Origin of the sequence: Niastella yeongjuensis, from assembly GCF_900110245.1 — a bacterium.
GTDB lineage: Bacteria > Bacteroidota > Bacteroidia > Chitinophagales > Chitinophagaceae > Niastella > Niastella yeongjuensis.
The window spans coordinates 208,435-221,908 of sequence record NZ_FOCZ01000001.1; the positions used below are offsets into that span (position 1 = coordinate 208,435).

General features: G+C 42.7%; 9 protein-coding genes. 6 read left to right on the forward strand and 3 right to left on the reverse strand.

Annotated features, from left to right (window positions below; translation table 11 throughout):
• Positions 1 to 739: 739 nt before the first annotated feature.
• Positions 740 to 1,939: a hypothetical protein gene (locus BMX95_RS00950; RefSeq protein WP_081199482.1), complete on the forward strand. Its 1,200-nt coding sequence runs from the start codon at positions 740 to 742 to the stop codon at positions 1,937 to 1,939.
• A gap of 239 nt (positions 1,940 to 2,178) precedes the next feature.
• Here the strand turns inward: BMX95_RS00950 and BMX95_RS00955 are convergent, their stop codons facing one another.
• The 3 genes from BMX95_RS00955 to BMX95_RS00965 all read right to left on the reverse strand — a co-directional run bounded on the left by BMX95_RS00955 (position 2,179) and on the right by BMX95_RS00965 (position 8,091).
• The gene (locus BMX95_RS00955) at positions 2,179 to 3,585 is read right to left on the reverse strand and encodes a hypothetical protein (RefSeq protein WP_081199480.1); all 1,407 of its coding nucleotides are present in this window, start codon (positions 3,583 to 3,585) and stop codon (positions 2,179 to 2,181) included.
• A gap of 134 nt (positions 3,586 to 3,719) precedes the next feature.
• A complete protein-coding gene (locus BMX95_RS00960; protein ID WP_133053896.1) occupies positions 3,720 to 6,524 on the reverse strand; it encodes a TonB-dependent receptor in 2,805 nt (934 codons plus the stop codon).
• A 241-nt stretch (positions 6,525 to 6,765) separates the two neighbouring features.
• Entirely contained in the window at positions 6,766 to 8,091 is a 1,326-nt protein-coding gene (locus BMX95_RS00965; RefSeq protein WP_081199476.1) for a porin family protein, read from the reverse strand.
• 371 nt (positions 8,092 to 8,462) lie between these two features.
• Between BMX95_RS00965 and BMX95_RS00970 the strand changes: the two genes are divergently transcribed.
• The 5 genes from BMX95_RS00970 (at position 8,463) to BMX95_RS00990 (ending at position 13,466) form a co-directional block, all read left to right on the forward strand.
• Positions 8,463 to 9,092: a DUF47 domain-containing protein gene (locus BMX95_RS00970; RefSeq protein WP_014223020.1), complete on the forward strand. Its 630-nt coding sequence runs from the start codon at positions 8,463 to 8,465 to the stop codon at positions 9,090 to 9,092.
• A 35-nt stretch (positions 9,093 to 9,127) separates the two neighbouring features.
• On the forward strand, positions 9,128 to 10,198 hold the full coding sequence (locus tag BMX95_RS00975) for an inorganic phosphate transporter (protein ID WP_081199474.1): 1,071 nt from the start codon (positions 9,128 to 9,130) through the stop codon (positions 10,196 to 10,198).
• A 266-nt stretch (positions 10,199 to 10,464) separates the two neighbouring features.
• Positions 10,465 to 11,331 (forward strand): glucose-1-phosphate thymidylyltransferase RfbA, encoded by an 867-nt coding sequence (gene rfbA, locus BMX95_RS00980; RefSeq protein WP_081199462.1) that lies wholly within the window; start codon positions 10,465 to 10,467, stop codon positions 11,329 to 11,331.
• Positions 11,332 to 11,351: 20 nt separating this feature from the next.
• Positions 11,352 to 12,407, forward strand: coding sequence for a UDP-glucose 4-epimerase GalE (galE, locus tag BMX95_RS00985; protein ID WP_081199460.1), 1,056 nt, complete (start codon positions 11,352 to 11,354; stop codon positions 12,405 to 12,407).
• A 99-nt stretch (positions 12,408 to 12,506) separates the two neighbouring features.
• Positions 12,507 to 13,466, forward strand: coding sequence for a transketolase family protein (locus tag BMX95_RS00990; RefSeq protein WP_014223016.1), 960 nt, complete (start codon positions 12,507 to 12,509; stop codon positions 13,464 to 13,466).
• The last annotated feature ends 8 nt before the right edge of the window (positions 13,467 to 13,474 follow it).

Consider the following 13,474-nt stretch of genomic DNA (forward strand, 5'->3'; position numbering starts at 1 on the left):
AACAAAGTGTTAATCAATCAATAATACATATATAAAATAAAAGAGCCGTCACGATAGAAATCGAACGGCGTCAGTCACATGAGAGAAAATAAAACTCTCACTTTATAGAGAATCTTAATAGTATAATTAAATGTTTTTACGCTGGAGACCTAAGTAGCTTCATTCAGCGAGGAATAAGGGGTTAAAGATACCGCCGGGAAAGTACAAATTCATAATTATTTATAGAATTTTACTTTTTTCTCACTTTTTTCCAATTACCACTACCCATTATTTGAATTTATCTAGCAAACACCTCCTTTCATTCGGAAATATCTATTACCGTTTTCGCTAACGTATATTCGTTACATAAAAGCCGTTCCCGATGAATCGGGAAACGGCTTTTTAATAACAGCATCTGTTAAATGACATGAACGGTATTGAAAAATGGAATCACTGCAAGATAACTGCTCACTATTAGCCCGCTGTTACAGCAGTGTTATGGAATCGTGAATCGAAAGGGCAGAAGGCAGAGGGCAGAGGGCAGAAAAATTGGGGAGATGTAAAAACAGCAAAGTAATCTCAAATGTCGCGAGCCCACTCACTACTCACCACTGACTACTGACCACTCACCCCGTCAACTTGTTAACTTATCAATTTGCCAACTTGTCAACTGCCCCACCCCGTCACGCATACTCAAAATTTCATCGAATTAATATTACCATTTCATTAATTCTTCGTATATTAATAGTAGAAATAAGCAGTGAGAAAGTGTGTCACCATATTACTTCTTCTGGTAACGTTTGCCACCCGCCCAACCGCTTCCGCGGCCAATACTATTCAATTTGATTTTTGTGGAGCACTGATCAGCTTTGATTTTGACCAGTCTGTTATTCCCGAAACCCCGGTTTTGACGGATGAAACGGCGATCACCGCCTTTTACCAAAGCGTTAATCCGGCAGATTATGATCCCATAATAAAAGCCCTGCAGGCCTACAAAGACAAATTCAAACCCGACGACTGGCTGTATTACCAGTTGATCAGGAAAGCGGCCCAGCAAATAAGCCCCAAATCGAGCGATTACCACCGGTATACCCTGTACAAATGGTATCTGCTAAGCCGTTCTGGTTACGATGCCCGACTGGCCACCTCAGGTAATTACATTTTGTTTTACATCTATTGCCAGGAGAATATTTACAATATTCCCTACCGGATGGTAAATGGGAAACAATTCGTTTGCCTGAACTACCACGACTACGATAATCACATCGACTTTCAAAAGAACCTATTCACGCTGATCGATTTACCGGTTACCGGTGCAACGGGAAATTTCTCCTATAAGATCACCCATTTGCCCGAATTCAATACCACCGATTACAAGGTAAAAGACCTGTCATTTGAATATAATGAGAACGAGTATCATTTTAAGGTAAAGCTGAATAACCAGATCCAATCGCTTTTTATCAACTATCCGGTGGTAGATTATGCATTGTACCTGAACATTCCGCTCAGCCGCGATACATATACCTCGCTTATACCGCTGCTTAAGAAAAGTGTAAAAAGAATGCGTGTTAAAAACGGGGTCGATTACCTGATGCGCTTCACCCGGTATGCATTTTTGTTTGAACCCGATACCGACCTGTATGGCGGGGAAAAACGGCTATCGCCCGAGCAAACGCTGTTGTATGATCAAAGTGATTGTGAAGACCGCGTAGCGTTGTTTTATTGCCTGGTGAAAGAGATCTATAATCTTCCCATGATTGTTTTGGCCTATCCCAAACATGTGACCATCGCGGTGCAATTTAATAAGCCATACGGCAAACCCATTGTATACAATGGCAACAAGTACTCCATCTGCGAACCTTCGCCTCAAAAAGAAGACCTGCTGGTAGGGCAGCTACTGCCGGAGTTAAAGAAGGTGCCTTATGAGGTCATGTACGTATATACACCACAAAAAAAGTAGAGGGCCAATACACCTTATAAACAACGAAAGCCTTCCCGGTTAAACAGGAAGGCTTTGTTATAAGGACATTTCAGTTAAAGGGTAGGGACGGTTTATTACTTGTGACGGACGGAATCGGGCGCAAGATAAAGGCCATATATGAGAAAATTATTATGGCACAATTAAGGAAAGGTTACTTAAAAAGAAAAACTGCCCTGAGTTAACAAGGCAGTTTTCTAAAATATCTATTGTAATCAAAATTACTTGTTCCAGATAGCCCAACCTGCAGTCCAGTCGTTGGTTCCGTCGAAAGCACCTCTGTAAGATACTTTTTCGAAGAAGCCATCGCTTAAACCGCCAAAGTCAAACAGCGCACCAGTTAACGCAGGTGAACCGGTAGCTGGTTTTAAGTTTGGAGTGGCGTTGTTGAAAGGATCAGTCAGGTTTGCATCTGTAGCAGCTGAAAGCTGAGTTGATTTGCTGTTGGTAGTGAAGGCATTGTTCATCAATGTAACTTCGTTACCAGGATAGCTGAAATCTTTAATGTTAACGATCTTGTCAGGAGAAACACTCAACTGAGCATCGATGTTTTTTTGAGTTGCGTTCAGCAAGCTGTTGTAGAAGTTGCTGGTATTTCTCAGGTAGTAATAGATGGTAGAATCGTCTTCTACTCTCAGGCCACCTTTTTGTCCACCAAGAACAATTGAGTTACCCAGGATGAACTTGCAACCTCTTCTCCAACGCATGTTCCAACCGTAGTCAGCAGAAGTACCGCTGGCGCCGTTGGGTCCAATCGCTGTAAAGTTAGACAGTACAGGGAAAGTTATAGGAGATCTTGTTAACTGGAAACCGTTAGTTGGGTTTACGTTATCAACTTCGAAGTTGTTAGAAACGTCACCAGTAGTTCCTTTAGCATCAGTGAACTTAGGATCTTTTACAGATACAGCGAACTGGATTTTACCACGGAATCCGTCGTCCATATCAAAATCATCATCAGCGCAGTTGTAAGCGATCAGGTGTTTAGCGTTTACTGTACCACCGAAGAATTCGAAGGCATCATCCAAACCGCGGATAACCTGGATATATTCAAGCGTAGTTCCAGAACCAACGCCATACAAAGATAAACCATTTACTTCATCACCGGGGTTAACGGCTTTACCAGCGTATTCAATACGTACGTATTTCATTACACCAGAGTTGTCAGCGTCGTTGCTACCACCGAATGCGCTGTAAGCAGCATCAACACCACCTTCAATTACAGAGTGGTTGTTGTTACCTGTAGCCTGACCTACTAAAATTACACCACCTAAATCGCCAGGAGCAGGAGCTCCTTCGTTAGAAGTGAAAACGATAGGTTCAGAAGCAGTACCCTGAGCCATGATCTTAGCACCGCGGTAAATTACCAGTACACCCGCAGAGTCTTTGTTAGAAACGATCTTCGTACCTGGGTCGATGGTCAGTGTTACACCGCTTTGCACATACACGTAACCACGCAGACGGTAAGTTTTGTCTTTTGTCCAGTGCAGGTCAGATTTGATGACTCCACGGATTTCAGTACCGCCATTGGTGTTTCCACCGCCGCCGTTTGGATCGTCATTGTCGTCGCTCTTTTTACAAGCTCCGAGTGCTACAATCGCCAACAAACAAATTGTTGCTAGTTTTTTCATCTGAGACTTTTTTTTAAAAAATTTTTGTGACTAGGGTAGAAGGAGTGAAATGCTAGTTCCTTCAGCTTTATTAAATATTTCTCGAAAGTATCCGTGCAGTGTTACCGAATAGTTAACCACGGTTTACCAAATCATTATTTACCGAAGGTGTATTTCAACGACAAAGTAGCGGTAGTACCATACCTGATCGTATTGATAACTCTGTCATCAGCAGCCTTATAATTGGTATTAGAAGCGGTTTTGTCGTATTTATAATACCAGGTAAAAGGTTGGGCCAGAATGTCACTAACGGCAAGCTTTGCCTCCAGTTTGTTCTTCATTAACTTTTTGCTAACCTGGAAATCAACTACATCTCTTGGTTTCTCGTAAATGTTCATGGCGCCGCCATTCTGGGCTCTCAGGCGCAAACGGGGTCCAATGCGGTTATATAATACGTTTACTGAGAAGTCATCGGCAGGTGAAGTATAGTTCAGACCACCATTGATGAGGTAAGGTGATTGACCCTGTAAAGGATTATCCAGTGCCACGGTGTCGATCTTAACCTTTCCTTTTATATAAGCTGCATTGGTATAAAATGTAAGCTGTTGGAAAAAGGCACCACCAATGAAATCCAATTTCTTTCTGATCTCGATTTCTGCTCCATAGGTAGTAGCATTTTTGGCATTCGCATAAGAGAACACATCATTACCATTATTGATCTGCTCAATGGGATTGTTGAAATACTTATAGAACACACTGGCAGACAGGATCTCACCAGCGCCGGGGAACCACTCGTATCTCAGGTCAGCATTTGAGATCTTGCTCCTTTTCAATGTAGGTAAACCACGGATAGCTACGTTCAGATCATAATCATATACGCTATAATCAGCCAGCTCTCTGAACTCAGGTCTGTTTACTGCCTGAGAACCGGCTACCCGGATGTTTGATTTGTTATTTACAGCGTAGGTAAACAGGAATGACGGCAATACATCTGTATTATCATAAGTCTTTGTTTCCTTGTTACGTGCCGCTAATTCCTGGCGGTATTTTTCAACCCGAACACCCCAGGTTAATTTAATATTGTCTGTGAATTTATTATCCAGCATGGCATAACCTGCATTCAACAGGGCCTTACCGGTATAATCAGTTGAGTTGGTAGCAATATTTGCAACAACCAGGTTGTATTGGTCAATATTCTCAGGCGAGAAAAGTGTGCTATAGCTGGTTGATTTCGATTCATTGATTGTAACGCCCACATTATCCAGTGTAGCATAACCCAACGCATTTACTTCAACAGTACGGCTTCTGTAATTATCCATAGTACCCACCTTCAACTTCTGCACCTGGCCCAGCCAGTTAAATTGTTTGGTGGCATTGGCAGAAGCGCCGTAGATGTTTTCACCAAGGAAAGAATATACCCGGCCGGCATTTCTGATCTCAGGTGAATTTTCGTTGTTCAGTTTTATCCAGTATTTAGATGCATCACCATCATCAGAGCGGAAAGCCAGGATACGTTGATCTGGTTGGTTTTTGTAGGTATAACCATAGGAACCATTCCAGTCGATTGTCCAGTCGCCGCCCAGTTTGTGTAACCCTTCAACCACAGAGTTAACTAACCCGTTACCTGCAGCTTCGCTGTTATCACTTTTAATATAGAAAGGCTTTGAAGGGTCGTTTATCAGGTTTATTCCATCACGAATACCGCTGGTTTTTATAAAGCTGTTGTTAAACAGGTTCTTTATTGAGATTTTACTTTTGCCATAAGAGTAGGTAACATTCAAAAGGGCTGTCAGATTATTCTTCTCATCATACACATCGGTATTATAATCATAATAATGGCTCCTTTGAATATCGTATTCATTTCTATCTCTTTCAGAAACAGCACGGCCATTACCATAACCCACTGAATAAACATAACCCAGTTTATTGTTATTTTTTAAAATAGCCGTATTACCACCGGTATAATTTACGCTGATAGCAGGGATGCTTCTATAGGCAGCTTCATAACCAAATGTATTGGGGAACATTTTGGTAGTGGCGCTTTTAAATTGATTGTCGTAGCTGACAAAATTATATTTATGCCTGTAATAAGGAGCGGGGATCAACCGGGAATCATCAAAGAAACCAACCTGGTCGTATTTACCATCGGGATAGCCTTTATAAAAATTCTTACCGGTAGTTAAAGAGTTATAGCCAATGTTCAAAGACAGCTCGCTCAGTTTATGAGAAGGATAGTCTTTAGTGATCACTTTAACAGCGCCACCGGCGAAATCGCCTGGCAGATCTGGCGTAGGTGATTTATATATCACCAGGTTATCTACTACTGAAGAAGGAATGATGTCAAATGCGAACGCCTTTTTATCGGCTTCTGTGCTGGGTAACACTGCATTGTTCAACATCGACACATTGTAACGCTCACTTAAACCACGGATCACCACAAATTTATTATCCTGTACAGAGGCGCCGCTTACACGTTTTAATACTTCACCGGTATTTCTGTCGGGTGATTTTTTAATTACCTCTGCGGAGATCCCATCAGAGATAGAAGAGCTGTTCTTTTGTGTAAGGTATAAAGAAGAAAGATTTTCTTTACGGATGCTGGCCTTTACTTCCACACCAGCCAGGGCCTTCCCTTTTCTTTCCAATGTAATACTTACAGTAGCATCTAAACCAGTTACCTCAATATCACTTACTTCTTTATCGCTGTATCCAATACTACTTATAATAAGTGTGTATTTCTTGTTTTTTTGAACCGTTACAAAGAAACGGCCTTCCACATCGGTATAAATACCTTTCTTGTTATCACCAGCCAAAACAACGGAAGCGCCTACCAATGGAGTACCATTTTCGGCATCGACTACTTTACCTGAAATTTTACCGGTTGTTGTTGTTGCAGTTTGTGCAAATGTTGCCAGCGAAACAACCAGGGCCAACAGGGTAAATAAGAACTTTTTGCTCACGAAAAACAGTTTTATTTGCGGCAAAAGTATCTGTAGGGTGTTATCGCTATGTTACCCGTGTGTTAAGGAATTATTAACTGACCCCGATCAATCGCCTCTTAAGGGCCCAATGTTAAGGGAAGGTTACGCGAACGCTACGCCAGTATTACGGTAATATTAATTCGCTCCATTGAAGCAGCATTTATAAAAAACTGGCACAATTATGATTGCAAAAAATTCTAATTGACTGGTTTTACGAATATTAAAACCTGAATTGAAGTCGTGTGGTAAACACATTGTCCTTTACATCACCTGTATAACCGGCTAAAGAAGTGTTTTCATTTCGTACAAAATCATACCACAGCATCAGCCGAACATTTTCATTGATGGAATAATTATAGCCTACACTTACCGTGGTATATTTAATATTGGTAGCATTAATATTATTTCCGTTCTGGCCAATCTCGGCACCTTTCACTTCCGTATTGGGATCATACCAGTCGAATTTAATACCCAACTGATGCTGGCTATTCACAATATTTTGCAGCAGGTAAGCAAAGGCGCCATCAAATTTGCGAACGTAGTAAGGTTCCGTTAATAAGGTGGGAGGTGTTTCGGTGGTACTGGCCGACGCAGTTTGTGTACCCCGCCAGTATTCAAGCCGCAATTCGGTAGCCCCGTAGGGATGTTTCCATTTTAACTGCATATCGGCCCCATAATATTTGCGCGGGGCTTTACGGCCAAAATTGCCATCAGCGGAATCTACCACAAACAGTTTACCTGCCCCGTCGGTAGTCATTTCGTAAGTATACTTTGTATTCTGGAACAACCCGCCATTGAAGTAGGAAAGACCTCCTGAGATAAATAAGAATTTAGAAAGCGGATATGGCTTCCAGGAAGCGCGGGCAATAAAATCTTTAAAGGAATCGTATTCCTGGGTGGCGTTCAATCCCTGGCCATTAAAAAAACCCGCGTCTACCTTTAGATAATGTAAGGGATGATCGGGGCGGCGCGGTTCAAAAGAAACCATTGCACCCAGGTCGCGTTCCACCTTCATTAAGGTTTGCGACATTCGCCCCCGCTCCAGCGATTCCCGGTCGGCAGAACCCAGATTTACCTCATAGCCGAATGGCCGGGCAAACATACCGGTGGTGAGCTGAAACAACTGCCATTTATTTTCAAAAACACGGCCCCAGAAATCACGGATAAATACGCCACGTTCACTGCCATCAAATTGGAAAACAAAATACAAAGAGATCTGATCCCGTGGATTCATGTGGGCGTAATCGAACCGGAGGCGGCCCCGTCGAATGGTAAACCGGCTGTTTGAATTCGGCGCAAAATCACCACCGCTAAAGCTATGCGCCCCCTTTTCCTGCGCTACCTGAAACTGGGGTTGAATATACCCGGTAATATAAATGTGATCGAACTTCTTATATAATTGTAAAATGCCTTTTCCCACACTGGTAGTGGTATCTATCATATCGGTCAAAAACTGGGCATGTGAAACCAGGGAAACAGCCAGGAAGAATAAAACAACAAGAAGCTTGCGGTAAAATAACATTACCGGAATACGTACAGGTCCCATTAAGCAGTTTTTTGCGGGCCCAATATTAAGCAATTATTACCTCAATGTTAAGAATGTTTTAAGCTGCATACACTTCATCATTCAAAAAGTTTAACCGCGTTTATTTATATAAATAATGTTCAAAGCTGGAATAATATTTTATTAAGAAATAACAGGTTAAGCAGTGCCTGTACGTCTTAAGTAGTTATCAGCCAATGATTAAGATTATTTTTATCAATTGCAAATCAATTAGTTAAACACGCAACTAGAGCTACTCCGATTAATATTATCTTTGTGTTAAGTAATTATTACCGAGGCACCCTTTTTTTTATCCTATTGTATTAGTTCTATTTTTGCGACAAATTTTTAGGTAAATGGGCTTAAACTCTATAATGAAGATTTTCATGCCGAAGGATAGGATATTCTATTCCTTGTTTGAACAGGTGGCCCACACTGTGGCTAAAATGGGTAAAGTAATGAAAGAGGTGGTTACAGAACCTGATTTCGACAAAAGGGCGGCGTTGATTTCCCAGATCGAGGACCTGGAGCATGTGAACGACGATTATACCCATAAGATCTTTACTGAACTCGGCAGAAACTTCATCACTCCCTTCGACCGGGAAGACATTCACTACCTGGCCAGCGCCCTGGATGATATTGCTGATTATATTTTCGCTTCGGCTAAAAAAATCAACTTCTACAAAGTAAACCCCAACGATCAGGGCATTCAGAAAATGGCCGATCTGATTGATCAGGGTTGCGAGCAAATAAAAAATGCGGTACTTCAATTGCGCGATATGCGTGATATGCGCCAGATCACCGATGCGCTGGTTAAAGTAAACAGCATCGAAAATCAGGCGGATGATATTTTCGATTTAAGCATCGACCGGTTATTCGAAACAGAACCCGATGCCAAAGAGGTAATCAAAAAACGGGAAATTTACCAGGTTATGGAAATTGTAACCGATAAATGCGAAGATGCCGGTAACGTTATTGAATCTATCATTATTAAATACGCGTAACAGACAGGAACTGTTTTTTACCTAACCGTTGCCGCATGCTTACATTATTAGTTGTTATCATTATACTCGGGCTTGGCTTCGATTTGATCAATGGTTTCCATGACGCAGCCAACTCCATAGCTACAGTTGTTTCTACCAAGGTACTCACTCCTTTTCAGGCAGTAGTTTGGGCGGCCATGTTCAACTTCATAGCCTACTGGATCTTTGACCTGAAAGTGGCCAACACCGTTGCCAAAACCGTACATGCCGATTCCATTAACTTATATGTAATTATGGCTGGCCTTATAGCCGCCATTTTCTGGAACCTGCTTACCTGGTGGTTTGGTATTCCTTCCAGTTCATCGCATACCCTCATTGGTGGTTTTGCCGGTGCTGCTGTAGCGCATGCGCACAGCTTCAGCGTAATTAACCAGGGTACTATCTTTAATATCATGCTGTTCATTGTATTGGCCCCTTTCATTGGTATGATAGTGGCATTTATAATAACGGTCATAATAGTCAACCTCTGTCGAAAGGCCAATCCCTACCAGGCAGATAAATGGTTCCGCCGTTTACAGTTACTTTCTTCCGCCGCCTTCAGTTTAGGACACGGCGGCAGCGACTCCCAAAAGGTTATCGGTATCATTACTGCCTCCATGGTGGTATTTGGCGCATGGTGCGTTAAAAATGGAATGCCTGTACCTCATTGGGCGCATATCCAGGAAGTGGTAGATGCGCATGGCAAATCAAGTTATGCTCATGTACCCCAATGGATCCCCATTACGTGTTACCTGTGTATAGGTTTTGGTACCATGATGGGCGGCTGGCGTATTATTAAAACCATGGGAACAAAGATCACTAAGGTGACTCCACTTGAAGGAGTAGCTGCCGAAACAGCCGGCGCTATTACACTCTATGGTGTTTCACAGGGATTGGGTGTACCCGTGAGTACCACGCATACCATCGTAGGCTCCATTATGGGTGTGGGTATGACCAAACGTTTATCAGCTGTACGCTGGGGTGTATCCATCAACCTGCTTTGGGCATGGATCCTCACCATTCCGGTTAGCGGTCTGTTGGCAGCCCTTGTATATTATATCCTGAAGCTCATCGATCCCGCAGCTTAATATATTGAAGTAAGAAGTAGGAAGTATGATGTAAGAAATTCCTGAAATTCGATCATACCTCCTACTTCGTACCTCCTACGTCATACTTCTTACCTCCTGCCTTTACTGCCTCCTGTTCTTCCGTGTCTATTGGTTTACTAGTCAACTTGTCAACCAATTCCCCACTTCCTTTTTGTATTCCAACCGTTTCTTCCTACTTTGGCATAATTTACGCAGCCTTACAACCTTAACGTTGTATAGTATTTCAATAAAAATCAGTTGCAGGAATGAAAGGAATTATTTTAGCCGGGGGATCAGGCACACGATTGCACCCAATCACCTATGCGATCAGTAAGCAGATCATGCCTATATATGACAAGCCAATGATCTATTACCCATTATCAACGTTGATGCTTGCCGGCATCCGGGATATCCTGATCATTTCCACCCCCCACGACCTTCCCCAGTTTAAAAGACTTTTGGGCGATGGCTCAAGGCTGGGTTTAAACTTCACTTATGCCGAACAGGCCGTACCCAACGGACTGGCACAGGCCTTTGTAATTGGCGCCGATTTTATTGGGAATGACAATGTAGCGCTGGTACTGGGCGATAATATTTTCTACGGTTCAGGCCTGGGCGAACAACTGTCGAAGAATAATAAACCCGATGGTGGCATTGTATATGCTTATCACGTTAGCGATCCCGAGCGGTATGGTGTGGTTGAATTTGATAAAAGCAACAAAGTTATTTCCATAGAAGAAAAACCAGCAACCCCTAAAAGCAGTTATGCGGTACCCGGTCTGTATTTCTATGATAATGAAGTAGTAGCCATTGCCCGCGATCTGCAGCCAAGCCCCCGGGGTGAATATGAAATCACAGATGTAAATAAAGAATATCTTCGCAGGGGGAAATTAAAAGTTTCCATTCTTGACCGTGGTACTGCCTGGTTAGATACGGGTACTTTTGACTCCCTGATGCAAGCTTCTCAATTTGTTCAGGTTATTGAACAAAGACAGGGCATAAAAATCGCTTGTATTGAAGAAATTGCTTACCGCAAAGGTTTTATCACAAAAGAACAGCTGATTTCCGTGGCTCAACCCTTGCTTAAGAGTGGATACGGCCAATATCTTATGAATGTTTTGAAAGAAAGCTAATCTTAAAATAAAACGATATAATGAGCAAAATTCTGGTTACAGGCGGATGTGGTTATATTGGATCTCACACCATTGTTGACCTTATTGAAAACGGCTTCGAAGTAATTTCAGTCGATGATAACTCCCGGTCAACACCCCGCATTTTAGAAGGCATTGAAAAAATTACCGGTAAAAAGGTAAAAAATTATAAGGTAGACCTGTGCGACTTTGACGACACTTATGCAATTTTTCAGGAAAATACCGACATAAGCGGCATTATTCATTTCGCTGCTTATAAAGCAGTGGGCGAATCAGTAGAGCAGCCATTGCTGTATTTCGAAAACAATATGTTTTCATTGATCAATTTGCTGAAATGTGTTGCTGAGTTCAATATTCCCCATTTTGTATTTTCTTCCTCCTGTACAGTATATGGTAATCCCGATAAAATACCTGTAACGGAAGCAACACCACCCAAACCGGCCGAATCGCCATATGGGTATACCAAACAAATGGGAGAACAGATCATCAATGAATTTTCAAAAGCAAATTCTACCAAATGCATCCTGTTGCGTTATTTTAACCCGGTAGGCGCCCACCCCTCTATTTTGATTGGTGAGCTGCCCATTGGCCGCCCGGCTAACCTGGTTCCCGCTATTACGCAAACAGCTATCGGCAAAATTCCTGTAATGCAGGTGCATGGCGACGATTACCCAACCCGCGACGGTTCCTGCATTCGAGATTACATACATGTAAGCGATATTGCCCATGCGCATACGCTTTCCATCCAATACTTACTGGATGAAAAAGGCACCCAGCGCTGCGAAGTATTCAACCTGGGTTCAGGCAATGGCGTAACCGTACTGGAAGCCATTACAGCCTTTGAAAAAGTGAGCAATGTAAAACTCAATTACATAATTGGTCCACGCCGCTCTGGTGACGTTATTGCCATTTACGCCAATAACGACCATGCGCGCACCGCACTGGGATGGGAAACAAAATACTCACTGGATGACATGATGGCCACTGCCTGGAAATGGGAGCAACGCCTGAAAGCCGATGCCAGCTTTTATCAAAGCAAACCAGCCGATCTGAACTAATGTTAGTTTAAATACGTCAAATGGCTCAGTGGCAATGATTATAAAAGCCCTGAGCCATTTGCTTTTTTTTACCTTACTTTGCACCACCAAATTTTAATCATGCTGAAAGAAATACAGGTAACCGGACAAAAAGATACCCGCAGCGGTTTTGGCGATGGTATTGTGGAAGCAGCCCGTAAGAATTCGAATGTAGTAGCCCTTACAGCCGATCTGGCTGGTTCTATGAAACTGAACCAGTTCATGAAAGAGTTCCCCGAGCGCTATGTTCAGGTTGGGATCGCTGAAGCCAATATGATGGGTATAGCAGCCGGTTTAACGATTGGAGGAAAAATTCCTTTTACCACTACCTTTGCCAACTTCTCTACTGGCCGTGTATACGATCAAATTCGTCAGTCAATAGTATATTCTGGTAAAAACGTAAAAGTCTGTGCTTCGCACGCCGGTTTAACCCTGGGCGAAGACGGCGCTACCCACCAGATCCTGGAAGATATCGGTTTAATGAAAATGCTGCCCGGTATGACGGTGATCGTTCCCTGCGATTACAACCAAACCAAAGCTGCAACCATTGCCGTTGCTGAATATGTAGGCCCTGTTTACCTGCGTTTTGGCCGTCCCAGCTGGCCTATTTTCACAGCAGCCGATCAAAAATTTGAAATTGGTAAAGCCCAATTCTTCAGCGAAGGAACCGACGTTTCTATTTTCGCCTGCGGTCACATGGTATGGAAAGCCATTGAAGCCGGTCGCATCCTTGAAGAAAAAGGCATCAGTGTTGAAGTGGTGAACATTCACACCATTAAGCCGCTCGATACCGAAGCCATCCTGAAATCTATCCGCAAAACCCGTTGCGCGGTTACTGTGGAAGAACATAATATCATTGGCGGTTTAGGCGATGCCATTGCCCAAACAGCTTCTAAAAACTTCCCCATTCCTATCGAGTACATCGGTACCAACGATACGTTTGGCGAAAGCGGTACACCGCTGCAGTTGCTGAAGAAATACGGTTTGGATACCCCCAACATCGTTGACGCAGCTCAAAAAGTGATCGCCAGAAAAGGATAATTGTCTTT